The organism is Streptomyces sp. NPDC030799 (assembly GCF_055572255.1).
Window position 1 is genome coordinate 25,181 of record NZ_JBVIDS010000004.1, and the last position, 22,137, is coordinate 47,317.

The window sequence follows — 22,137 nt, forward strand, 5'->3', positions numbered from 1 at the left end:
TGCCGTGCTGTACTCAACTCACTTCGTCTGCGGGGCTCGTCCGCTCGGCGAGCTTCATGGCCTCCTCGATGAGGGTCTCCACGATCTTCGACTCGGGTACGGTCTTGACGACCTCTCCCTTGACGAAGATCTGCCCCTTTCCGTTGCCCGAGGCAACTCCGAGGTCGGCCTCACGGGCCTCGCCCGGACCGTTGACCACACACCCCATCACCGCGACCCTCAGCGGCACTTCCATGCCGTCCAGGCCCGCCGTGACCTCGTCGGCGAGCTTGTAGACGTCGACCTGCGCCCGGCCGCAGGACGGGCAGGAGACGATCTCCAGACGCCGCTGCCGCAGGCCCAGGGACTCAAGGATCTGGATACCGACCTTGACCTCCTCCGCCGGCGGCGCGCTCAGGGAGACGCGGATGGTGTCGCCGATGCCCCGGGACAGCAACGCCCCGAAGGCCACGGCCGACTTGATCGTCCCCTGGAACGCGGGACCCGCCTCGGTCACCCCCAGATGCAAGGGGTAGTCGCAGCTCTCGGCGAGCTGCCGGTAGGCCTCGATCATCACGACCGGGTCGTTGTGCTTCACCGAGATCTTGATGTCCCGGAAGTCGTACTCCTCGAAGAGCGAGGCCTCCCACAGGGCCGACTCGACCAGCGCCTCCGGGGTGGCCCTGCCGTACTTCTGCAGCAGCCGCCGGTCCAGCGAACCGGCGTTGACCCCGATACGGATCGGCGTGCCGTGGTCCTTGGCGGCGCGGGCGATCTCCCGCACCTGGTCGTCGAACTTCTTGATGTTGCCCGGGTTCACCCGGACCGCCGCGCAGCCGGCCTCGATGGCCGCGAAGACGTACTTCGGCTGGAAGTGGATGTCCGCGATCACGGGGATCTGCGACTTGCGGGCGATGGTGGCGAGGGCGTCCGCGTCGTCCTGCGTGGGGCAGGCGACACGGACGATCTGGCAGCCGGACGCGGTGAGTTCCGCGATCTGCTGCAAGGTGGCGCCGATGTCCGACGTACGGGTCGTCGTCATCGACTGCACCGACACCGGGGCTCCGCCCCCGACCGCCACCGGCCCGACCTGGATCTGCCGCGACTGCCGCCGCGGTGCCACCGGCCGGGCCGGTACCTCGGGAACGCCCAGGGGGACGGCGGTCACCGCGTCACTCCCGGTTCCCGGAGACGGTCTCGCGCATGGCCCGCAGCGACTCCTTCAGGGAGCCCATGGTGGCGAGGACGGCGGTGGGCTCGTACCCGCAGTGCGCCATGCAGTTGGCGCAGCGCGGGTCCTTGCCGCGGCCGTACTTGTCCCAGTCGGTCTTCTCGATGAGTTCGCGGTACGTCGGCACGTACCCGTCGCTCATCAGGTAGCACGGGCGCTGCCAGCCGAAGAGCGAATAGTTCGGGATCGCCCACGCGGTGCACGGGAAGTCGACCTTGCCCTCCAGGAAGTCCAGGAAGAGCGGGGAGTGGTTGAGCCGCCACTTCTTGCGGTTGCCGCCCGCGAACGCCTTCTTGAAGAGTTCGCGGGTCTGCTCCACGCCGAGGAAGTGCTCCTGGTCGGGGGCCTTCTCGTAGGCGTAGGCGGGCGAGATCATCATCTCGTCGACCTTCAGGTCGTCGTTGAGGAAGTTGAGCACCTCGATGATGGTCTGCGGGGTGTCGGTGTTGAAGAAGGTGGAGTTGGTGGTCACCCGGAAACCGCGCCGCTTGGCCTCCTTGATGGCCTCCACCGCCTCGTCGAACACGCCCTCCTTCGCGACCGACTCGTCGTGCCGCTCACGCAGACCGTCGATGTGCACGGCGAAGGCGAAATAGGGAGAGGGCTTGAATTTGTCGATCTTCTTGCGCAACAGCATCGCGTTGGTGCACAGGAAGACATACTTCCGCTTGGCCACCAGCTGGCGCACGATCTCGTCGATCTGAGGGTGCATCAAGGGCTCGCCACCGGCGATGGAGACCATCGGCGCACCGGACTCCAGCACCGCGCCCACGGCCTGGGCGACCGGCATGCGCTGCTTGAGCACACCCGCCGGATGCTGGATCTTGCCGCAGCCCTCGCACTTGAGGTTGCAGGCGAAGAGCGGTTCAAGCTCGACGATGAGCGGAAACTTGTCCCGCCTGCGCAGTTTCTGTTCAGCCAGGTAAGTAGCGACCTTGATGGACTGACGCAGCGGCATGGCCATCTGGCTCACCTCCGGGGGAGCAGCAAAGAACGGTGCCATTCGAAAAATGCGGGAAGAACGGATCGAAGAACACGGAAGGCCGATATTCCACCGCGCACCGTGCCGATCCGCACGAGTTCGTGTTCAGGGGCGTCCACGACCACCCGTACGGCCGCAACCGGACGCTCACTGATCCGGACGGCGCTCAGCAGGGTGGCCGCCGACTCCATGTCGACCGCGATCGCGCCGGTCGCGAGCAGCTGGGACCGCTCGGGGCCGCGTACGACGTGGTCGGAGCCGGTGAGCGGGCCGGTGTGGACCGTGCGCCCGGGCAGCAGCCGCACGAGTTCCTTGACCAGCAGTTCGGTGCCCACGCAGGCGACGGTGCCGCGCGGGTCCCGGGTCTCCTCGGCGACCACCAGATCGCCGGGGTGCATGCCGGGGGCGAGCCCGGCGCAGAAGCCGGTGGCCAGCACGGCGGCGTCGGCAAGGTGCGGCTCGGACAGATACCCGGTGACGGACCGTTCCGCCGCCCGGGGACCCATGCCCGTACGGACGAAGGTGACCGGCCCGCCGGCACCGCTGTGGTCGCCGGTGCGCAGGGCGAGGTGCTCGATGCCGAGGGCGCAGGCGATCAGCAGCGGGGCCGGGGCGGGCGGGGTGCTCAACTCAAACTCACCTTGGCCCCGGACAGCGGTTTCCCGGCGAGGAGGCCTCGCTCGAAGGGGTCGCCGTGCAGGTACCGGCCGAGCGCGGTGAGCGGGAAGACCTGCCGGTACAGGTGGTAGTTGATGGAGAAGTCCCAGGGGAAGCCGGTGCCGGTGAAGTACGGCTCGTCCCAGGTTCCGTCCGCCCGCTGGGTGTCGGCGAGCCACTGGATGCCGCGCTCGACGGCCTTCGAGTCCTGCTCCCCCGCCGCGAGCAGGGCCATCAGCGCCCACGCGGTCTGCGAGGCGGTGGACGCGCCCCGGCCGCTCCATTCCTTGACGTACTTGTAGGAGCGCAGGTCCTCGCCCCAGCCGCCGTCGTCGTTCTGGACGCTCTCCAGCCAGGACACGGCCCGTCGGATCGCCGGGTGCGAGCCGGGCAGCCCGGCGGCGGTGAGCGCCGGTACGACGGACCCGGTGCCGTAGATGTAGTTGACGCCCCAGCGGCCGAACCACGAGCCGTTCGGCTCCTGTTCGGCGAGCAGCCAGTCGATGCCCCGGCGGGTACGGGGATCGTGGGCGAGTCCCTCGGCGGCGAGCATCTCCACGACGTGCGCGGTGACATCGGCGGAGGGCGGGTCGATGACCTCGCCGAAGTCGCAGAACGGCAGCCGGTTGGGGAACGGGCTGGTGTTGTCGACGTCGAAGGCGCCCCATGCGCCGTTCTTCGACTGCATCCCGAGATTCCAGCGCACCGCGCGCCCGATGGCGTTGTCCACACGCTCGGGGTCGTGGTGCCGGACCCGGCGCAGCGCGAGGGCGACCTCGGCGGTGTCGTCGATGTCCGGGTAGTTGTCGTTGTGGAACTCGAACGCCCAGCCGCCCGGCGGCAGCCCGGGCCGGCGTACGGACCAGTCGCCGGGCCGGACGATCTCCTCGCCGAGCATCCAGTCGGCCGCCTTGACCAGTTGCGGATGGTCGGCCGGGAGGCCCGCGTCGACGAGCGCGATGGTGGCGAGGCAGGTGTCCCACACCGGGGACTGGCAGGCCTCGATCATCCGGGCGCCGTCCTCGCGCCACACGGCGAAACGGTCCAGCGAGGCGAGGCCCTCGCGCATCACCGGATGCTCCAGGTCGTAGCCGAGCAGGTGGAGGGCGATGACCGAGTACACGGCCGGGGGCTGGATGCCGCCCCAGCAGCCGTCGTTCTCCTGCCGCTCGATGATCCAGCGGGCGGCGGTGTTCATCGCGGCCCTGCGGAGCCGGCGCGGGGCGACCTTGCGGAACCGGTGCAGCGCCTTGTCCAGGCGCTGGAAGGCGCCGTCCCAACTGGCCAGCGGAGCAAGCGGCTTCACGGGCTTCGGGTGCGCCGGGTCGGTGTGCAGCTCGTCCAGCGGGAAGGGCGCGGGGCGCACCGGGCGCTTGGCCGAGACGATGGTCAGCGGCACGATGGTCTGCCGGGCCCAGCAACCGAAGTCGTAGATGTTCAGCGGCATCCAGGTGGGGAACCAGATGAGTTCCGGCGGGAGTTCGGGCAGGTCCTCCCACTTCCACCAGCCGAACAGGGCGAGCCAGATCCGGGTGAAGACCCGGGCGGCGGCGATGCCGCCGCGCTCACGGATCCAGGCGGACGCCTTCGCCATGTGCGCCTCGTCGGGCGCGTCACCGGCCAGGCGCAGGGCGACGTACGCCTCGATGGTGGTGGACAGTTCGCCGGGCCCGCCGTAGAAGGTGGCCCAGGTGCCGTCCTCGCGCTGCTCGCCGCGGATGAACCTGGCGGCGGCCTGCGTGGTGTGCTCGTCGCGGATCCCCAGGAACTGACGGAGCAGCAGGTCCTCGGCGTCCATGGTGACGTTGGTCTCCAGGTCGCCCTTCCACCAGCCCTGGGCGTCCTGCCGCGCGAGCAGGAAGTCGGTGGCACGCCGGGTGGCGCGTACGGCGGCTTCGCGTACCCCGGCCGCCTCGGGGGTGGTGAGGGTGGTGTCGCTGGCCGCGGCAGCGCGGGGCGGCACAGTCGCCCCGGTGCTTCCGTCGGTCGTCGCTGTCATGGCTTCCCCTTCGTGCAGTCGTGCGAGTCGTGCTGCTGTGGGTCCGCCGTCGGCCGGTGTCCGCACCATCCTGCGGCACCGGCCGGCGACTACGCGAGGCGTGTTGGGCCGATAGGGATCATCTCTTTCGTACGACGACGAAGTCGGCGAGCGCCGTGAAGGAGTCGCGTACCCGCTCGGGCATGTCGACGGCGTCGAGGGCTTCGATGGCGATGGTGTGCTGACGGCGCGCTTCCTCGGCCGTCCAGGCGCGGCCGCCGGCCTCCTCGATGAGGGCCGCGCGGGCCGCGAACTCCTCCTCGGAGAAGTTCTCGAAGTCGCTGCTCTTGGCGTCCGCGGCGAGGATCTCGCCGAGCCGCTCGGAGGCGGGGCCGCCGGCCGCGAGCGCGGCGACGACCGGCAGGGACTTCTTGCGCTGGCGCAGGTCGCTCCAGGTCTGCTTGCCGGTGGCCTCCGGGTCGCCCCAGATGCCGAGCAGGTCGTCGATCGCCTGGAAGGCGAGGCCGAGGTGGTAGCCGTACTTCTCCAGCGCGTCGGCGGTGGCGTCGTCCGCGCCGCCGAGGACCGCGCCGATGGAGCTGGAGGCGGCGAGCAGCGCGCCGGTCTTGTTGCCCTCCATCTCCAGGCACTCCTCGACGCTGACCCGGTCGCGGTGCTCGTAGGAGATGTCCTGCGCCTGACCGTCGATCAGGGCGCGGGTGGCGGTGGTCAGCCGGCGGGTGGCGCGGCCGGCCTCGACCGTGCCGAGCTCCAGCAGGATCTCGTTGGCGAGGGCGAACAGGGCGTCGCCGACCAGGATGGCCTGGGCGGGGCCGTGCACCTTCCAGACGGTGTCGCGGTGCCGGCGCTGCTCGTCGCCGTCCATCAGGTCGTCGTGCAGCAGTGAGAAGTTGTGGACGAGTTCCACGGCCACGGCACCCGGGATGCCCACCTCGGGCGCGGCGCCGGTGACCTCGGCGGAGAGTACGGCGAGCGCGGGACGCACGGCCTTGCCGCCGTCGCCGTCGGCCGGGTTGCCGGCGGCGTCGATCCAGCCGAAGTGATAGGCGGCGACGGTGTCCATGGGAGGCGCCAGCCGGTCCACGGCCGCACGCAGGACGGGAGTGGCCAGGGTCCGGCCGCGCTCCAGCAGCGCGGTCACGTCCACCGCGGCCCGTGGGACGGGCGTCGAAGCCGGGGGCACAGTGGGCACAGTCTCTCCTCTTGTCGCGGTACCGGGGGTGCGGGGGCCTGCCGCGTGCCGGTCGGGCATCAGGCCGCCTCCTCGAACTCGAAGAGGTGGCGGGGGCGGGGCCGGCCGAGGGCGCTGAGTGCGGCGTCGGCCGCGCTCACTCCACTGCGGACCGCACTCTCCATGGTCGCGGGCCACCCGGTGGCGGTCCACGCTCCGGCCAGGTACAGGCCGGGGGCCTTGGTGCGGGCGCCGGGCCGCAGCCGTCCGACGCCGGGGGTGGGGGCGAACGTGGCCGTGCGCTCCCGGGTCACGAAGAAATCTTTCACCACGGCGCCGCGGGTACCCGGGATCAGCCGCTCCAGCTCGGGCAGATAGCGCTCGCGCAAGTCGGCGACCGGCAGGTCGATCTCGTCCTGCGCGGCCGACTGGGACAGCGCCAGGTACTGACCCTCGGTCAGTCCGGAGGCGTCCGTGCGGTCGAAGACCCACTGCACCGGGGTGCCGAGGGCCGCGAAGAAGGGGCGTGCGAGCACCTTGCGGTCGTAGACGACATGGACGTTGAGGATCGGCGCGGTGCCGATCCGCAGCAGCTGCCCGGGGGCGTCGAGTGCGCCGGGCGGCAGCAGGTCGTGGGTCTCTCGCTGGGGTACGGCGAGGACGACGGCGTCGGTTTCGAGGCACTCGCCGGGAACCTGAACGCTCCAGGTGCCGTTCTCGTTGATAGAGACGGAGGTGACGCGTGTACGGACCTCGGTACGGACGCCCGCGGAGTCGAGCGCCTTGCGGGCCAGCCGGTCGTGCAGTTCGCCCAGCGGGACGCGGGCCCAGCCGATGTCGGCCGCGCCCGGGTCGGACAGCAGACCGGTCTTGAACACCATCGCGGCGAGCCCCAGCGAGGCGTCGCCCGCGACCGCGTTGAGGGTGGCGACCCCGACCAGGTCCCACAGGGCCTCGACGGCGCGCGCGGACTGGCCCTGTGCGGCCAGCCAGCTGCCGAAGTCCTGCGTGTCCAGGGCCGGATCGGCGAGGTCGAGCCCCTTCAGCGCGAGCGCGGCCCGCCCGACCGCGGCGCGCTCGGCGAGCGAGAGATGCGGATAGGCGGCCAGGCTGCGCCCCAGATGGAGGGGGACGGGCAGCGGGTCGCGCCGCAGCCGGCCGAGCCGTCTGCCCTCGGGCTTGGTGACGTCGACGACGGGCACGTCCAGGCGGTCCTGCAGCGGTGCCAGCGCCGCGCCCTGGATCCGGTCGAGGAACCAGCGGTAGGCGGTGCAGCAGCGCAGGTAGACGTGCTGGCCGTTGTCCACGGTCAGTTCGCCGCGCTGGAAGGAGAAGGCGAGGCCGCCCAGTCTGGGCCTGCCTTCGAGCAGGGTGACACGGACGCCCGCGTCGGCGAGCGCGAGCGCCGCGGTGATCCCGGCGAGCCCGCCGCCGACCACGACGGCGCGGCGGCTTGCGGCACCTTCCGGTTCCGCGGTGCCGTGCGTCCGTGCGGGGCGGGAGCCGTCGCTCATGGTGCGTCCTTCCGTGCGAGCGCTCCGCGGGCCATGCCGTGATGGGCCGTTGGCCGTCTGCGGGCCCGTTGTGGCTGATCGCGCGGTTCCCCGCACCCCTTCGGGGCGCCCGCACGGTCGGCCGTCGCTGTCAGGGACGCCACGCCGCTGCCGAGGGTTGCCTCGCCCGTGTCTCCTGGTTCGGTGAGGCCCATCAGGCGCGCCTCCTGACGGACCGCGGGGAGACATGGCGGGTCACGTGCCGGGTGTCGAGGCCGGACAGGCCGCGTACGGCGACGTAGGCCTTCTCGCGTCCGGGCAGCGAGACCCGGCCGCGCAGCACGGCCTCGGGGTCGCGCTCGATGCGGTCCAGCAGCCGGCGGTAGATGCCGGCCATGGCGGCCACGCAGGCACCGCTGCGCCGGTCGAGCATGGGCAGCAGCCGGTAGCCCTCGGCGAAGAGGGCGCGGGCCCGCCGCACTTCGAAGTGCACGAGGCCCGCGAAGTCGGAGCCCTCCGGTGGCGTGGGCCCGTCGAACCCGGCCGCGCAGCCGAACTTGGCGAGGTCGTCGGCGGGCAGATAGGTACGGCCGCCGGCCGCGTCCTCGCGGACGTCCCTGAGGATGTTGGTGAGCTGCAGGGCGAGGCCGAGCGTGTCGGCGTACTCGGGTGCGCGCTCGGCGCCGCGCGCTCCCGGTTCGGTGCCGAACACACCGAGCGAGAGGCGGCCGATGGCACCGGCGACACACCGGCAGTAGACCTTCAGGTCGTCCCAGGTCTCGTAGGTCTCGCCGCGCACGTCCATCTGGACGCCGTCGATCAGCTCGTCGAGGCCGCCGAGCGGGATCGGGAAAGCGCGTGCCGCATGGGCGAGCGCCACGGCGACCGGATCGGTGTCGTCCTCCTCCACCTCGTCCTCCCGGACCCGGGCGAGCAGCGCCCGGGTGTCCTGAAGCCGCTTCAGCTTCACCTCGCCGGCCAGGTCGCCGTCGCCGATGTCGTCGACACGCCGGGAAAACGCGTACAGCGCCGACATGGCGCGGCGCTTCGGCGTGGGCAGCAGGCGGATGCCGTAGGCGAAGTTGCGGGCCTGCTGCCCGGTGACGGTCTCGCAGTAGCTGTAGGCGGCGAGTACCGGTGCGGACACGTGCGACGGAGAATCCACGGTCCGGATCACCCCTCTCCTCGCAGGATCACGCCCGCCTCACGCAGCAACTGGACCTTGCCGGGTCGGGGCGGGCCGGGAAGTACGTCGTATTCGGCGGCGGCGATCGCGTGGATCGCCGCCCTTCCCCCCGCCACGAACCCTGCGAGCAGCAGCTTCAGCCTGCCGTGGACGCTACCCACCAGGGGGGCGCCTTCATTCAGCAGATCGCGGGCGCGTTGCGCTTCGTATGCAACCAGGGCGCGCACCGATGCGCCCGCGGTTTTTGCGCCAAGATCCGTTTCCTGGACGTGAAAGCGCTTCATGTCCGCGGCCGGGAGATAGATCCGGTCGCGGCCCAGGTCCTCGGCGACGTCCTGGAGGTGTTCCACGATCTGCAGCGCGGTGCAGATCGCGTCGGACAGCCGGATCCGCTCGGGGGTGGCGGTGCCGGTGACGGCGAGGACGAGGCGGCCGACGGGATTGGCGGACAGTTCGCAGTAGGCGAGGAGGTCGTCGTAGGTCTCGTAGCGGGTGACGAGCTGGTCCTGGCGGTTCGCGGCGATCAGTCCGAGGAAGGGCTCGGGGGTGAGGGAGCGGCGGCGGACCGTGGGCTGCAGCCGGCGCAGCAGCGGATGGCGCGGGGTGCCGTCGAAGACGCGGCGCAGGTCGGCCTCGAAGGCGTCGAGGAGGACCAGGCGGTCCTCGGCGTCGGCGGACGGCACGCCGAGCATCCGGGCGTCGGCCCCGCCCGGGGCGAGGTCGCCGTCACCGATGTCGTCGACCAGACGGGCGAAGCCGTAGACGGCCATGAGGTCGTCACGCCATGCCCGGGGCAGGAAGAAGGGGGCGACCGGAAAATTCTCGCCGGCGGCCTTGTCGAGGGTGGCGCGTTCCAGGTCCGGCGCCGTATCGGTGGCCGTCATCGGGCGCTGCCCGCGGCGGGGACGGCACATGCTGCGTTGAGCTGGGGAGTTTCCGTAGCCATTGCCGTCACATCTCCCGTTCTACACTGCCGACCCAATACACACTATTTCGGACACGCCGCCCGGCAATTCGCGGGGTCTCACCGGCGCAGGGTGTCGCGCATTATCGCCCCACTTGCCGCTTTCCAGCACTGGTACAGCTTACGTTGTACAACGCTGCAAGGTCCGTCGGGGTGTCCTGCGCATCACAACAACACACCGATTGGTTCCAAGATTCCTGACACTGGCCGGAGTTGACGGTTCCTTTACGGACACAGGGCCCCGCCGGACGGTTCCGGCGGGGCCCTGACCGAAACAGGCTACTTGCCCGTGAACTTCTCGTACTCCTTCAAAACCTCTTCGGTCGGTCCGTCCATACGCAGCTCACCGCGCTCCAGCCACAGGACGCGGTTGCAGGTGTCGCGGATGGACTTGTTGTTGTGACTGACCAGAAAGACCGTTCCGGCCTCCTTGCGCAGTTCCCGGATGCGTTCCTCGGAGCGCTTCTGGAACTTGCGGTCACCGGTGGCGAGCGCCTCGTCGATCATGAGGACGTCGTGGTCCTTCGCGGCGGCGATGGAGAACCGCAGCCGGGCCGCCATGCCGGAGGAGTACGTGCGCATCGGCAGCGTGATGAAGTCGCCCTTCTCGTTGATGCCCGAGAAGTCGACGATGTCCTGGTAGCGCTCCTTGATCTGCTCCCGGGACATCCCCATCGCGAGGCCGCCCAGGATGACGTTCCGTTCGCCGGTCAGGTCGTTCATCAGGGCCGCGTTGACACCGAGCAGGGAGGGCTGGCCGTCGGTGTAGACCTTGCCCTTCTCGGCGGGCAGCAGGCCGGCGATGGCGCGCAGCAGCGTGGACTTGCCGGAGCCGTTGGAGCCGATCAGGCCGATGGCCTCGCCGCGGTAGGCGACGAAGGACACACCGCGCACGGCGTGCACCTTGCGCACGCCCCGTGCCGCATCGTCGGAGCCTCGCTTCAGGATCCGGCTGAGAGCCGCCGTCGCGCTGCCCTTGCCGGTCTTGGCCCCGTTGACGCGGTAGACGATGTGCAGGTCGTCCGCGATGACCGTCGGGCGGCGTTCCCCGGGGTCCGGTGTGTTCTGCTCAGCCACGGCCGTACCTCTCCTCCGCCTTCCAGAAGTACACGAAGCCGCCGGCGAAGACGACCACGGCCCAGAACAGTGCGACGGCCCAGACGTGCGGCGGCAGGTTCGAGGCGCCGTAGCCGTCGATGAGCGCGTAACGCATCAGGTCCATGTAGACCGCGGCCGGGTTGACCTGGAGCAGCCGGGCCGCGATCTCGGAGCGGCCCTCCATCATCTTGTTGATGGAGAACATGACACCCGAGGTGTACATCCAGGTGCGCAGGACGAACGGCATCAGCTGGGCGAGGTCCGGCGTCTTGGCGCCCATGCGGGCCACGATCAGCGCGAGCCCGGTGTTGAACAGGAACTGCAGCAGCAGGACGGGCACGATCAGCAGCCAGGCGGGGCTCGGATAGCTGCCGAAGCCGATCGCCACGACGAACATCACGATCATCGAGAAGAGCAGCTGCTGGAGCTGCTGCAGCGAGAAGGAGACCGGCAGTGAGGCGCGCGGGAAGTGCAGGGCACGCACCAGACCGAGATTGCCGGAGATCGCACGGACGCCCGACATGACCGAGCTCTGCGTGAAGGTGAAGACGAACACACCCGTGACCAGGAACGGGATGTACACGTCCTGGGACAGGCCGCGGCTCGCGTGCAGGATCACGCCGAAGATGAAGTAGTACACGCCCGCGTTGAGCAGCGGTGTCGCGACCTGCCACAGCTGGCCGAGCTTGGCCTGGCTGTACTGGGCCGTCAGCTTCGCCTGCGAGAAGGCGAGGATGAAGTGGCGCCGCCCCCACAGCTGGCGGACGTACTCGGCCAGCGAGGGCCGGGCACCGCTCACGGCGAGCCCGTACCTGGCGGCGAGCTGCGCCGCACTCAGCCCCTCGTCGGGCGACGGTATCGCGCTCACCGCGACACCGCCGTCATGCGTTGTATGACTCACGAGTGGAAATCCGGAACTCTCTCAGTAAGAAGCTTGCTCTCTTCGGGTAAGAGAAGCTTCTCAGATCACCGGGGGCCGGCCCAGCCGGGTCAGCCGCCACACCGTGCGCCAGCGCATGGGCCGGCGCGGTCCGCACGGCGTGGTCCAGCCTTCCCGGAATCCGCCGAACCACGCCTTCAGGGCCGGCCGGGAGGGACGGCGCAGCAGCGTGAGCAGCAGCCAGACACCGAGGTAGACGGGGACCAGGAGCGCGGGGAGGTTGCGCCGGGCCAGCCACACCCGGTTGCGGGCGACCATGCGGTGGTAGACCGCGTGCCGCGAGGGCGCGGTCGTCGGGTGGTACAGCACCATGTCGGAGCGGTAGTCGATCATCCAGCCGGCGTCCAGGGCCCGCCAGGCCAGGTCGGTCTCCTCGTGGGCGTAGAAGAACTCGTCCGGCAGGCCGCCGACATCGGCGAAGACCCGGGTGCGGACGGCGTTGGCACCGCCGAGGAACGTGGTGACCCGGGAGGAGCGCATCGGGTCGGAGGCGCGCAGCCGGGGCACGTGCCGGCGCTGGGTCTCGCCGGTCTCGGGGTCGGCGATGCGGAAGCTGATGATGCCGAGCTCCGGGTCGGCCTCGAACGCCTCGCGGCACAGCTCGGCGGTGTCGTGGCGGGCGAGCAGGCCGTCGTCGTCGAGGAAGAGCAATATGTCGACATCGCGGCCGCTGGGCCCGAAGGCCTCTATGCCGACATTGCGGCCGCCCGGGATGCCCAGGTTCTCGGGCAGCTCGATCGTGCGCACGCCGTCGGGGACGTCCGGCACGGGCGAGCCGTTGCCGACGACGACCACCTCGACGGGGTCGCCGTCCTGCTTGGCGACCGAGTCGAGCAGAGCCCGCAGCTCCTCGGGCCGGTTGCCCATGGTGATGATGACTGCGCCGACACGCATGGCGGTACTCACTTCAGCCTGCTGGAGGCGAGGATGGACACCAGGTGCAGCAGGGTCTGCAGCAGGGCGATGCCGGCCAGCACCGCTACACCCAGCCGGGAGAAGAACAGGTCGCCGCGCGCCTGGTCGGCGAGGGCCAGGACCAGGATGAGCAGGGACGCCTCGATACCCAGGATCAGCCGGTGGAACTTGAGGGCGGCGGCGGCCCGGCGGGCCAGCGCCATGCCGGAGGAGCGCATCTCGGCGGCGGCCTCCTGCACCGGAGGCTTGCCGGCCTGGTGCCGGGCGACGCCGACGAGGTCGGTCTCGGCCTTGATGAGGATGGCGCCGAGCGCGGCCAGCGTGCCGAGGAAGGCCCAGAGCCAGTCGATACGGCCGCCGCCCCACAGGTCGGCGGCGCGCAGGCCGAAGCCGGCCAGCACGGCGGCGTCGGTCAGATAGGCGCCGACCCGGTCCAGGTAGACGCCGTTCAGCGAGTACTGCTTCTTCCAGCGCGCGATCTCGCCGTCGACGCAGTCCAGCAGCAGATACAGCTGGACGCACACCACGCCGAGCACCGCGCCCCAGATCCCCGGCACCAGGAGTGCCGGGGCCGCGAGCACGCCGAAGACGGTCATCAGGTACGTGAGCTGGTTGGGCGTGACCCTGGTGTTCACCAGGTAGCGGTCGACCCGCAGGGACACCTCGCGCATGTAGAGGCGTCCCATCCAGTGCTCACCGCTGCGGCGGTCCTTCACCCCCGCGGGATGGACGACCGGACGGAGTTCAGCTACCGATGGCCTTGACATAGTCGGCGTAGGTGTCCTTGATCTGGTTCGTCTTGAGGTCGAGGTGTTCGAGGATCGTGTAGCGGCCGGGGCGGGTCTCCGGGGCGAACTCCACCGCCCGCACGAACTCGTCCACGGTGAAGCCGATCTCCTCCGGCAGCACCGGGAGCCCGTGCCGGCGCAGCACCGCGGCCGTGTGGACCGCCTCCTCGTGCGCCCCGCGCAGATACATCGCGAAGGCCGCGCCGAGCCCGCACTGCTCGCCGTGGGCGGCGGCACGCTTGGGGAACAGCAGGTCGAAGGCGTGGTTGATCTCGTGGCAGGAGCCGGAGGCGGGCCGCGAGTCGCCGGAGATCGACATCGAGATGCCGGTCAGGACCAGCGCCTCTGCGAGCACCTGGAGGAAGCCGTTGTCGCCGATGCCGCCGGGGTGCCTGAGGACCGCCTCGCCGGCCTGGCGGGCCATGGCCGCGGCGAGACCGTCGATCTTCTCGCCGTTGATGCGGTGGGACAGTTCCCAGTCCGCGACCGAGTTGATGTTGGAGATCGCGTCGCCGATGCCGGCCCGGACGAAGCGGGCCGGGGCCTCGCGGATCACGTCCAGGTCGATGACGACGGCGATCGGGTTCGGCACGCCGTAGGAGCCGCGCCCGGCGTCGTTGTCGAGGGTCGCCACCGGCGAGCACAGGCCGTCGTGCGCGAGGTTCGTCGGCACGGCCACCAGGGGCAGGCCGACGCGGGCCGCGGCGAACTTGGCGCAGTCGATGATCTTGCCGCCGCCGAGTCCGATCACCGCGTCGTAGTGGCCGGACTTCATCTCGCCGGCCAGCCGGATCGCGTCGTCGAGGGTGCCGCCGCCGACCTCGTACCAGCTGGCGCCGGGCAGCGAGGGGGCGATGCGCTCGCGCAGCCTCGCGCCGGAGCCGCCGCTGACGGCGACGGCGAGCCGGCCGGACTGCGCGATGCGCTCGTCGGCGAGGACGCAGGCCAGGTCGTCCAGGGCACCCGGGCGGATGTCCACGACGACCGGCGAGGGAATCAGCCGGGTCAGTAGCGGCACGCGATCTCCCGTCCCTTGGCGAGGTCGTCGTGGTTGTCGATCTCGACCCACTGGACGTCGCCGATCGGCGCCACGTCGATCTTGAAGCCGCGGTTGACCAGCTCCTGGTAGCCGTGCTCGTAGAACTGCTGCGGGTCGGTCTCCCAGACCGTCTTCAGCGCGTCGGCCAGCTCGGCGGCGGCGTCGCCCTCGATCAGCGTGACGCCGATGTACTCGCCGGTCGCCTCGGCCGGGTCCATCAGCTTGGTGATCTTCGTCATGCCCTTCTCGGGGTCGACGACCACCTTCATCTCCTCGTCGGCGAGGCTCTTCACCGTGTCCAGGGCGAGGATGATGCGACGGCCCTCACCGCGCGCGGCGAGCAGCGTCTTCTCGACGGAGACCGGGTGCACGGTGTCGCCGTTGGCGAGGATCACGCCGTCCTTGAGGGCGTCACGGCCGCACCACAGGGAGTAGGCGTTGTTCCACTCCTCGGCCTTGTCGTTGTCGATCAGGGTGAGCTTGAGGCCGTACTTCTGCTCCAGAGCCGCCTTGCGCTCGTAGACGGCCTCCTTGCGGTAGCCGACGATGATCGCGACCTCCGTCAGACCCACCTCGGCGAAGTTGGCGAGGGTGAGGTCCAGCACGGTCGGTTCGCCCTCTATGCCCGCGGGCCCCACCGGCACCAACGCCTTGGGCAGAGTGTCGGTGTAGGGGCGCAGACGGCGTCCGGCGCCGGCCGCCAGCACGAGGCCGATCATGCGGGTTCTCCTTCGTCGTGTACGGCTGGGGCGCCCTCCCTGTGAGCGGCGACCCAGAAACGGATGCTCTCGACGAGCACCACGAGGGCGACGGCCACGGCGAGGACCGTGAGCGCGACCGTGAACTGCGAGGCGGTGAGCACCGCGGCCAGAACGGTGACGACCAGCGTCCGCCCTTCGTGCCCCCCGATGGCGCACACCAGCCAGGCCGGGGGCGCTCCGGCGTTGCCGCGGATGCGGTACACCGTGTCGTAGTGATGGTAGGCGACGGCGGCCACCAGCCCGAAAGCCGCCGGCAGCGCTCCGTTCACCCCCGCCTTGCCCGCGAGGGCGAGGACGGTGCCGTACTCGGCGGCCCGGAAGAAGGGCGGGACGAGCCAGTCGAGGGCGCCCTTGAGGGGGCGGGCGACGGCAAGGGCCGAGGTGAGGACATAGACCAGGGCGCCGATGACCGGCAGGACCGAGCCGTAACCGGTCAGGGCCGAGCAGGCGACGGCCGCGGCGCCGCCGAGCAGGGCGACGGCGGGGACGGCGAGACCCGGCAGGCCACGCCGGGCGACCCGCTGGAGGGCGTCCGCCAGCGGCCCGGAGTCGGCGAGGTCCGCCAGCGCCCGGGCGGCCCGGTCGGTGCGCCGCGCCTTGCGGGTCAGGGACCGCAGCACCCGGCCGGCCGTGGTGTACGTCGCCGCGAAGGCGCAGCCGACGAGCAGGACGTAGAAAGTGATCCGCGGGGTGGTGGCCGCGGTGAGGATCGCGATCATCGCCCAGCGCTCACCGATGGGCAGGACGATCATCCGCCGCACCCAGACCGTCCACCCGACGCTGTCCAGCTTGTCGGAGAGGGCGGCGGTGGGGCTGGTGTTGGCGGTGGCGTCGTGGTTGGCCTCGGTGAAGGAGAAGTCGACCACGTGCCGGCAGGTCTGCAGGATCATCGCGCCGAGGGCGAGGGCCCACACGTCGTCGCCGCCCCGGGCCGCGCCGAGGGCGAGGCCGGCGTAGTAGGCGTACTCCTTGGCCCGGTCGAACGTGGCGTCGAGCCAGGCGCCGAGGGTGGAGTACTTCAGGGCGTAACGGGCGAGCTGGCCGTCGGTGCAGTCCAGCACGAAGGACGCGATCAGCAGCACACCGGCCGCGACGAAGCCGGCCCGGGTGCCGGTCGCCGCACAGCCCGCCGCTATCAGGGCGGTGAGCAGCGAGGCGGTGGTGACCTGGTTCGGGGTCAGGCCCCGGCGGGCGCACCAGCGGGCGAGGTAGCGCGAGTAGGGGCTGATGAAGAACGTGGTGAAGAAACCGTCGCGGGACTTCACCGCCGACTTCAGGCGTACGGCCTCGTCGTCGACGGCGGCGACGGCCTGCCGTGCCTCGTTGCGGGCCTGCGGGTCGGCGGGGACGGCGGCGACCAGGCTGCCCAGCTCGGGACGGTGCATCTCGCAGCCGTCGGTGCCGAGGGCGGCGACGATCCGGTCGGCGAGGCTGTCCACAGCCGGCGCGGTACCGCCGCCTGACGAGGTCTCGCGGGCCACGGCCCGGGTCAGCGCCTGCCGGGCGGCCGGCTGGGCGGTGACGGCGCCGGGGACGGCGGAGAGCGGGAAGCGCGGGTCGGTCAGGCCGAGGCGCAGGGCGTGCTGGTGGCCCACGAAGCGGGCGTCGACCAGGGCCACACGGTCGTCGGCCGGAGCGGCGGCGAGCAGGGCCTCGGCCTCGGCGGCGTCCGCTGCCACCCGGACGTCGAAGCCGAGCGACCGCAGATCGTTCTCCAGAGACGATCCGGGGACCGGCTGACCGGTGACAATGGCGGTCGGCAACCGAACTCACTCCCTGGGTGCCGGCGGGGGCGCCGGTCTCTCACGTGGTGGGGCGCCCTGCCTTTGGCACCCGGGCGGCATGTCGGCAGAGGGTATCGGATGGGCGGAAGCCCATGTTCACCGGCCGTTCACGGCCCGGCCCACGGGGGCTGCCCCGGCCTTTGCCGCGATCATCATGGGTGATCCGGGGCCCGCCCCACAAACCCGTGTGCGCAGACCCGGGCGAAGCGCACCGAAGGGGCGCGAGGCTGTGCCGGCATCCGGCTACCGCCGCGCGCGCGACCACGCGCACCCGGCACACGACATCGCCCTCCGAGCTCTGCACATCGCCCTCCGACCTCCGCCCCGCATAGGGTGAACAACCATGACGTGGCTGATCACCGGCGGTGCCGGATACATCGGGGCGCACGTGGCACGGGCCATGGCCGGCGCCGGGGAGAAGGTCGTGGCGCTGGACGACCTGTCGGCGGCGGTGCCCGAGCGGCTCCCCGCCGACGTCCCGCTCGTCGAGGGTTCGACGCTCGACGGGGACCTGCTGAAGCGAGTCTTCGCGGAGTACGGCGTCACGGGCGTCGTCCACCTGGCGGCGCGCAAGCAGGTCGCCGAGTCGGTGGCCCAGCCCACCCGCTACTACCGGGAGAACGTCGGCGGCCTCGCCACGCTGCTGGACGCGGTCGCCGAGGCGGGGATCGACCGCCTGCTGTTCTCCTCGTCGGCGGCGGTGTACGGCAACCCTGACGTGGACCTGATCACCGAGGACACCCCGTGCGCGCCTGTGAACCCCTACGGCGAGACCAAGCTGGCCGGGGAGTGGCTGGTGCGGGCGGCCGGAAAGGCGCACGGGATCTCCACGGTGTGCCTGCGGTACTTCAACGTGGCGGGCGCCGTGGCGCCGGAGCTGGCGGACACCGGCGTGTTCAACATCGTGCCGATGGTCTTCGACCGGCTCACCCGCGACGAGGCCCCGCGGATCTTCGGTGCCGACCATCCGACGCCGGACGGCACCTGCATCCGCGACTACATCCATGTGGCCGACCTCGCCGAGGCACATCTCGCGGCGGCGCGGCGGCTCGCCGACGGCGACCTGTCCGGGGATCTGACGCTGAACATCGGGCGGGGCGAGGGCGTCTCGGTGCGCGAGCTGATCACGGTCATCGGGGACGTTACCGGGGACCGCCGGGAGCCCGTGGTCGAGGGGCGCCGGCCGGGGGACGCTCCGCGTGCGGTCGCCTCGGCCGAGCGGGCCGCAGAGACCCTCGGCTGGCGGGCCGGGCGCGGGGTGCGCGAGATGGTCGAGTCGGCGTGGCGGGGCTGGCAGCTGCACCACGGCGGGTGAGCCGGGCCGACCGCTGCACCCGTCTTGACCTGCGGAACGTTTCCGCAGGTCAGGGCAGATGACAACGGTGTTCAGTGCCGCGTTGCCCCATACCCCCCACCCGTAGTTGACTGGGCCCTGCCGGACAGATACGGAAGGGCGGTTGGCATGGGGGCAGGGCACGACCACGGGCACGCGCACACGCATGCGCCGGCCACGGGTACGGCCGCGGCCGCGTACCGGGGCCGGCTGCGGATCGCGCTGGGCATCACGCTGATGATCATGGTCGTCGAGATCATCGGCGGCCTGGTGGCGGATTCGCTCGCGCTGATCGCGGACGCGGCGCACATGGCGACCGACGCGGTGGGTCTCGGCATGGCGCTGCTCGCGATCCACTTCGCGAACCGCCCGCCGAGCACCAACCGCACCTTCGGCTACGCCCGCGCCGAGATCCTGGCCGCCCTGGCCAACTGCCTGCTGCTGCTCGGCGTCGGCGGATACGTCCTGTACGAGGCGGTCCAGCGGTTCGTGACACCCGCGGACACCCGGGGCGGCGTGATGGTCGTGTTCGGTCTGATCGGCCTGGTCGCGAACAGCGTCTCGCTGACCCTGCTGATGCGCGGACAGAAGGAGAGCCTGAATGTGCGCGGCGCCTTCCTGGAGGTCGCCGCGGACGCGCTGGGCTCGGTCGCGGTGCTGATCTCGGCCGCGGTGATCCTGACCACCGGCTGGCAGGCCGCCGACCCGGTGGCCTCGCTGGTCATCGGCGTCATGATCGTGCCGAGGACGCTGAAGCTGCTGCGCGAGACGCTGGACGTGCTGCTGGAGGCGGCCCCGAAGAACGTCGACATGTCCGAGGTGCGGGCGCACATCCTGGCGCTGGACGGCGTCGAGGACGTACACGACCTGCACGCCTGGACGATCACTTCCGGCATGCCGGTGCTGTCGGCGCACGTGGTGGTCAGTTCGGACGTGCTCAGCGCCATCGGCCACGAGAAGCTGCTGCACGAGCTGCAGGGCTGTCTCGGCGATCACTTCGATGTGGAGCACTGCACCTTCCAGCTGGAGCCGGGCGGGCACGCGGAGCACGAGGCACGGCTCTGCCACTGAGGGCATCACACATGAGTTCGGTACCCGCCCCGGACGGTTCCGTGATCGCCTGACCGGGCACGATGATCTACCGGGTCCCGCTTCCGGTACCGCCACACCTGCGGACGTGCCGGGAGTGCCGGATTCGTACGGCAGACTTGGGGTGCGAAGACCGAGGCGAAGGATGGGTATGCCGATCACACCTGCCACCGAGACGCACAGTTCGTCGAACGGCACCGCAGAGGCGATTTTGCTGGAACTTGTCGACGAGAAGGGTGTGACGATCGGCACGGCGGAGAAGCTCGCCGCCCACCAGCCGCCGGGACAGCTGCACCGCGCCTTCTCGGTCTTCCTCTTCGACGAGCAGGGCCGGCTGCTGCTGCAGCAGCGGGCGCTCGGCAAGTACCACTCCCCCGGTGTGTGGTCCAACACCTGCTGCGGCCACCCGTACCCGGGCGAGGCACCGTTCGCGGCCGCGGCCCGGCGCACGTTCGAGGAGCTGGGCGTGTCCCCGTCGCTGCTGGCGGAGGCGGGCACCGTCCGCTACAACCACCCGGACCCGGCCTCGGGCCTGGTCGAGCAGGAGTACAATCACCTGTTCGTCGGCCTGGTGCAGGCGCCGCCGGCGGTGGACCCGGACGAGGTCGGGGACACGGCCTTCGTGACGGCGGCCGAGCTGGCGGAGCGGCACGCCCGCGACCCGTTCTCGGCCTGGTTCATGACCGTCCTGGACGCGGCCCGTCCGGCGATCAGGGAGCTGACGGGCCCGTCCGCGGGCTGGTGAGCGCTCCCTCACCACACCCGCCTGCCAGCACGAGCACCGGGCGGCTCCACGGCACCGCCGCCGACCTGAGCAGCTCCGCGGACCGTGGCAGGCATGAGCGGCTCTGCGGAAGCCCCCGCGGCGTGAGCTGCTCCGCGAGACTGCCGCAGGACGCGGCGGTTCTACGGGAGCGGCGCCGGCGTGAGCGGCTCCGCGGACCGTCGCAGGGCGTGGCGGGCTCCACGCAAGTGCCGCCGGCCTGAGCCGCTCCGCGGACCGTCGCAGGCGTAAGCGGCTCTGAGATAGGCCCGCGGGGGTGAGCTGCTCCGCGGGAGCGTCGCGGGGCGTGAGCGATCCCACGGAAACGCCGCCGGCCTGAGCGGCTCCGCGGACCGTCGCTGGGCCTGGCGGCTCCAGGAATCGCCGCCGGCCTGATCCGCTCCCCAGACCCGCCGCAGGCCTAAGCGGCCCCGAGTAAGTCCGCGGGGGTGAGCTGCTCCGCGGGAGCGTCGCGGGGCGTGAGCGATCCCACGGAAACGCCGCAGGGCGTGGCGGTTCTACGGAATCGCCGCCGGCCTGTGCAGCTCCGCAGACCCGCCGCAGGCGTAAGCGGCTCTGGGGAAGCCCGCGGGGTGAGCGGCTCCGCGGACCGTCGCAGGATGTGCGGTGCTACGGAAACGCCGTCGGTTTGAGCGGCAGGGCGGCCCAGATCACCTTGCCGCCGCTTGCGGTGTGCTCCACGTCGACCATGCCGCCCGCCTCCCGTGCCACCTCGCGGACCAGGAGCAGGCCCCGGCCGCCGGTCTGGCCGTGGTCGGCCTCCAGCGCGGTCGGGCGGTAGGGGTGGTTGTCCTCCACGGACACCCGCACCCACTCGGCTCCGACGGCGACCTCCACGGCCAGCATCGGCGACAGCAGCGCCGCGTGCCGCACCGCGTTGGTGACCAGCTCGGAGACGATCAGCAGCAGGCCGTACACCAGCTCGTCGGAGACCGGTACGCCCTGGCGCAGCAGCAGGTCCCGGACGGCGTGCCGGGCCTGCGGGACCGAGGCGTCCACCGCGGCGGCGGTGAACCGCCAGACGCCCTCGTACGGCAGTGGTTCGGACGACCGCTCGGCCTCCCCCGCTGGGCGCGGGCCGTCCCCGCGCCCATGGTTGTCCATCGTCCGGTCGCCACCCTCGCGCTCGATTGTCACCACACGTCGAGTGTTGGTAACGATGCGCTGCGGACTTTGTATCTGAACGCAAGTCACCGAGTATCGAGCGGTTCATGACCGAGTGCGTATGACACGGTCACGTGTGGGACTGTTCCTGTCGCACCGGCGCCGGTTCCCGAACTAATCGGTTCGTCGGGTCGGGGCTAGCGCTCCTCGGAGACGAGCCCGACGACCCGCCGCCCGCCGTAGCCGGTGGCCACGAGGCCGAGCCCGTCGAAGAGCAGGGCGAGCGAGAGGAACGTGCCGATGACGTACTGGCTGCTGCTCGGCCAGGAGCCGAGGACCAGGATCCCGAGCAGCAGGTCGAAGGCGCCGAGGAGCAGCGTCCAGCCGAACTGCGAACCGCGCACCACCAGACTGCCGACCAGCCGGAAGACGCCTGCGGAGAGGAACAGCAGCGCGGCGAACATGGTGAGGGCGACGGCGGCCGCGTGCGGCAGGCGGATGACGACGACTCCGGCCGCGATGTTCAGCGCGGCGACGATGACGCCGAGCCAGAAGAAGCTGGTGCCTCGGGCCTGGACCGAGTGCAGCAGGCCGACGATCCCGCCGATCAGCAGCAGCCAGCCGAACAGCAGCATCGAGGTGAGCGTGGCGGCGGCGGTGTAGACGAGTCCCACGATCCCGGCGATGACGAGGATCACGCCGAGCGCGGCGAGCAAGCCGAAGCCATGGCGCAGCTTCGCCGCTTTGTCCTTGGGCCTGCGTGTGCGGAACTTGGCCATCGCCGCCTCCTCGGCCTCCTCCGTTTTTGCACCCTCCCTCCCTATATGTCCCCACGGGAAG

Annotated in this window: 20 protein-coding genes; 3 read left to right on the forward strand and 17 right to left on the reverse strand. The window is 71.0% G+C overall.

Annotated features, from left to right (window positions below):
• Positions 1–13 precede the first annotated feature (13 nt).
• The 15 genes from ispG to ACZ41I_RS11145 all read right to left on the reverse strand — a co-directional run bounded on the left by ispG (position 14) and on the right by ACZ41I_RS11145 (position 16,966).
• A complete protein-coding gene (ispG, locus tag ACZ41I_RS11075) occupies positions 14–1,147 on the reverse strand; it encodes a flavodoxin-dependent (E)-4-hydroxy-3-methylbut-2-enyl-diphosphate synthase (protein WP_468513901.1) in 1,134 nt (377 codons plus the stop codon).
• A 4-nt stretch (positions 1,148–1,151) separates the two neighbouring features.
• Complete coding sequence (hpnH, locus tag ACZ41I_RS11080; RefSeq protein ID WP_363217875.1) at positions 1,152–2,174, reverse strand: adenosyl-hopene transferase HpnH; 1,023 nt, start codon at positions 2,172–2,174, stop codon at positions 1,152–1,154.
• Positions 2,175–2,179: 5 nt separating this feature from the next.
• On the reverse strand, positions 2,180–2,821 hold the full coding sequence (locus ACZ41I_RS11085; protein ID WP_399765717.1) for a phosphorylase family protein: 642 nt from the start codon (positions 2,819–2,821) through the stop codon (positions 2,180–2,182).
• Positions 2,818–4,848, reverse strand: coding sequence for a squalene--hopene cyclase (gene shc, locus ACZ41I_RS11090; RefSeq protein ID WP_468513902.1), 2,031 nt, complete (start codon positions 4,846–4,848; stop codon positions 2,818–2,820). The genes ACZ41I_RS11085 and shc overlap by 4 nt, the downstream gene beginning before the upstream one ends.
• A 118-nt stretch (positions 4,849–4,966) precedes the next feature.
• The gene (locus ACZ41I_RS11095; RefSeq protein ID WP_363217872.1) at positions 4,967–6,100 is read right to left on the reverse strand and encodes a polyprenyl synthetase family protein; all 1,134 of its coding nucleotides are present in this window, start codon (positions 6,098–6,100) and stop codon (positions 4,967–4,969) included.
• The gene (hpnE, locus tag ACZ41I_RS11100; RefSeq protein ID WP_399765726.1) at positions 6,100–7,533 is read right to left on the reverse strand and encodes a hydroxysqualene dehydroxylase HpnE; all 1,434 of its coding nucleotides are present in this window, start codon (positions 7,531–7,533) and stop codon (positions 6,100–6,102) included. Before hpnE ends, ACZ41I_RS11095 begins: the two co-directional genes overlap by 1 nt.
• A 193-nt stretch (positions 7,534–7,726) precedes the next feature.
• Positions 7,727–8,689 (reverse strand): presqualene diphosphate synthase HpnD, encoded by a 963-nt coding sequence (gene hpnD, locus ACZ41I_RS11105; RefSeq protein WP_363217869.1) that lies wholly within the window; start codon positions 8,687–8,689, stop codon positions 7,727–7,729.
• Positions 8,686–9,582, reverse strand: a complete 897-nt coding sequence (gene hpnC / locus ACZ41I_RS11110) for a squalene synthase HpnC (RefSeq protein WP_399765728.1) — start codon at positions 9,580–9,582, stop codon at positions 8,686–8,688. The genes hpnD and hpnC overlap by 4 nt, the downstream gene beginning before the upstream one ends.
• A 359-nt stretch (positions 9,583–9,941) precedes the next feature.
• On the reverse strand, positions 9,942–10,739 hold the full coding sequence (locus ACZ41I_RS11115) for an ABC transporter ATP-binding protein (RefSeq protein ID WP_363217867.1): 798 nt from the start codon (positions 10,737–10,739) through the stop codon (positions 9,942–9,944).
• Positions 10,732–11,661: an ABC transporter permease gene (locus ACZ41I_RS11120; protein WP_399765732.1), complete on the reverse strand. Its 930-nt coding sequence runs from the start codon at positions 11,659–11,661 to the stop codon at positions 10,732–10,734. Before ACZ41I_RS11120 ends, ACZ41I_RS11115 begins: the two co-directional genes overlap by 8 nt.
• Before the next feature lie 60 nt (positions 11,662–11,721).
• A complete protein-coding gene (locus ACZ41I_RS11125; protein WP_468513903.1) occupies positions 11,722–12,594 on the reverse strand; it encodes a glycosyltransferase family 2 protein in 873 nt (290 codons plus the stop codon).
• Between the two features lie 8 nt (positions 12,595–12,602).
• Entirely contained in the window at positions 12,603–13,382 is a 780-nt protein-coding gene (locus ACZ41I_RS11130) for a CDP-alcohol phosphatidyltransferase family protein (RefSeq protein WP_363217864.1), read from the reverse strand.
• Entirely contained in the window at positions 13,360–14,421 is a 1,062-nt protein-coding gene (locus tag ACZ41I_RS11135; protein WP_363217863.1) for an iron-containing alcohol dehydrogenase family protein, read from the reverse strand. Before ACZ41I_RS11135 ends, ACZ41I_RS11130 begins: the two co-directional genes overlap by 23 nt.
• Positions 14,409–15,161: a phosphocholine cytidylyltransferase family protein gene (locus ACZ41I_RS11140; RefSeq protein ID WP_468513904.1), complete on the reverse strand. Its 753-nt coding sequence runs from the start codon at positions 15,159–15,161 to the stop codon at positions 14,409–14,411. Before ACZ41I_RS11140 ends, ACZ41I_RS11135 begins: the two co-directional genes overlap by 13 nt.
• On the reverse strand, positions 15,158–16,966 hold the full coding sequence (locus tag ACZ41I_RS11145) for a DUF5941 domain-containing protein (protein ID WP_468513905.1): 1,809 nt from the start codon (positions 16,964–16,966) through the stop codon (positions 15,158–15,160). Before ACZ41I_RS11145 ends, ACZ41I_RS11140 begins: the two co-directional genes overlap by 4 nt.
• A 364-nt stretch (positions 16,967–17,330) precedes the next feature.
• Here ACZ41I_RS11145 and galE point away from each other — a divergent pair, with 364 nt between their 5' ends.
• The 3 genes from galE to idi all read left to right on the forward strand — a co-directional run bounded on the left by galE (position 17,331) and on the right by idi (position 20,154).
• Positions 17,331–18,302: a UDP-glucose 4-epimerase GalE gene (galE, locus tag ACZ41I_RS11150; protein WP_399765745.1), complete on the forward strand. Its 972-nt coding sequence runs from the start codon at positions 17,331–17,333 to the stop codon at positions 18,300–18,302.
• Positions 18,303–18,449: 147 nt separating this feature from the next.
• Positions 18,450–19,391, forward strand: a complete 942-nt coding sequence (locus ACZ41I_RS11155) for a cation diffusion facilitator family transporter (protein WP_363219389.1) — start codon at positions 18,450–18,452, stop codon at positions 19,389–19,391.
• Positions 19,392–19,560: 169 nt separating this feature from the next.
• Entirely contained in the window at positions 19,561–20,154 is a 594-nt protein-coding gene (gene idi, locus ACZ41I_RS11160; RefSeq protein ID WP_363219388.1) for an isopentenyl-diphosphate Delta-isomerase, read from the forward strand.
• A gap of 648 nt (positions 20,155–20,802) precedes the next feature.
• Here the strand turns inward: idi and ACZ41I_RS11165 are convergent.
• Together ACZ41I_RS11165 and ACZ41I_RS11170 are read right to left on the reverse strand one after the other, a co-directional pair.
• Entirely contained in the window at positions 20,803–21,297 is a 495-nt protein-coding gene (locus ACZ41I_RS11165) for an ATP-binding protein (RefSeq protein WP_468514094.1), read from the reverse strand.
• A 197-nt stretch (positions 21,298–21,494) separates the two neighbouring features.
• Positions 21,495–22,076, reverse strand: coding sequence for an HdeD family acid-resistance protein (locus ACZ41I_RS11170; RefSeq protein ID WP_468513906.1), 582 nt, complete (start codon positions 22,074–22,076; stop codon positions 21,495–21,497).
• Between the last annotated feature and the right edge of the window lie 61 nt (positions 22,077–22,137).

Bases quoted from the DNA above. Each gene is read 5' to 3' on its own strand.
- hpnH (WP_363217875.1), bottom strand. From the start codon at position 2,174: ATGGCCATGCCGCTGCGTCAGTCCATCAAGGTCGCTACTTACCTGGCT.
- shc (WP_468513902.1), bottom strand. From the start codon at position 4,848: ATGACAGCGACGACCGACGGAAGCACCGGGGCGACTGTGCCGCCCCGC.
- ACZ41I_RS11095 (WP_363217872.1), bottom strand. From the start codon at position 6,100: ATGCCCGACCGGCACGCGGCAGGCCCCCGCACCCCCGGTACCGCGACA.
- hpnE (WP_399765726.1), bottom strand. From the start codon at position 7,533: ATGAGCGACGGCTCCCGCCCCGCACGGACGCACGGCACCGCGGAACCG.
- hpnC (WP_399765728.1), bottom strand. From the start codon at position 9,582: ATGACGGCCACCGATACGGCGCCGGACCTGGAACGCGCCACCCTCGAC.
- ACZ41I_RS11125 (WP_468513903.1), bottom strand. From the start codon at position 12,594: ATGCGTGTCGGCGCAGTCATCATCACCATGGGCAACCGGCCCGAGGAG.
- ACZ41I_RS11130 (WP_363217864.1), bottom strand. From the start codon at position 13,382: ATGTCAAGGCCATCGGTAGCTGAACTCCGTCCGGTCGTCCATCCCGCG.
- ACZ41I_RS11140 (WP_468513904.1), bottom strand. From the start codon at position 15,161: ATGATCGGCCTCGTGCTGGCGGCCGGCGCCGGACGCCGTCTGCGCCCC.
- galE (WP_399765745.1), top strand. From the start codon at position 17,331: ATGACGTGGCTGATCACCGGCGGTGCCGGATACATCGGGGCGCACGTG.
- ACZ41I_RS11155 (WP_363219389.1), top strand. From the start codon at position 18,450: ATGGGGGCAGGGCACGACCACGGGCACGCGCACACGCATGCGCCGGCC.
- idi (WP_363219388.1), top strand. From the start codon at position 19,561: ATGCCGATCACACCTGCCACCGAGACGCACAGTTCGTCGAACGGCACC.
- ACZ41I_RS11165 (WP_468514094.1), bottom strand. From the start codon at position 21,297: ATGGACAACCATGGGCGCGGGGACGGCCCGCGCCCAGCGGGGGAGGCC.
- ACZ41I_RS11170 (WP_468513906.1), bottom strand. From the start codon at position 22,076: ATGGCCAAGTTCCGCACACGCAGGCCCAAGGACAAAGCGGCGAAGCTG.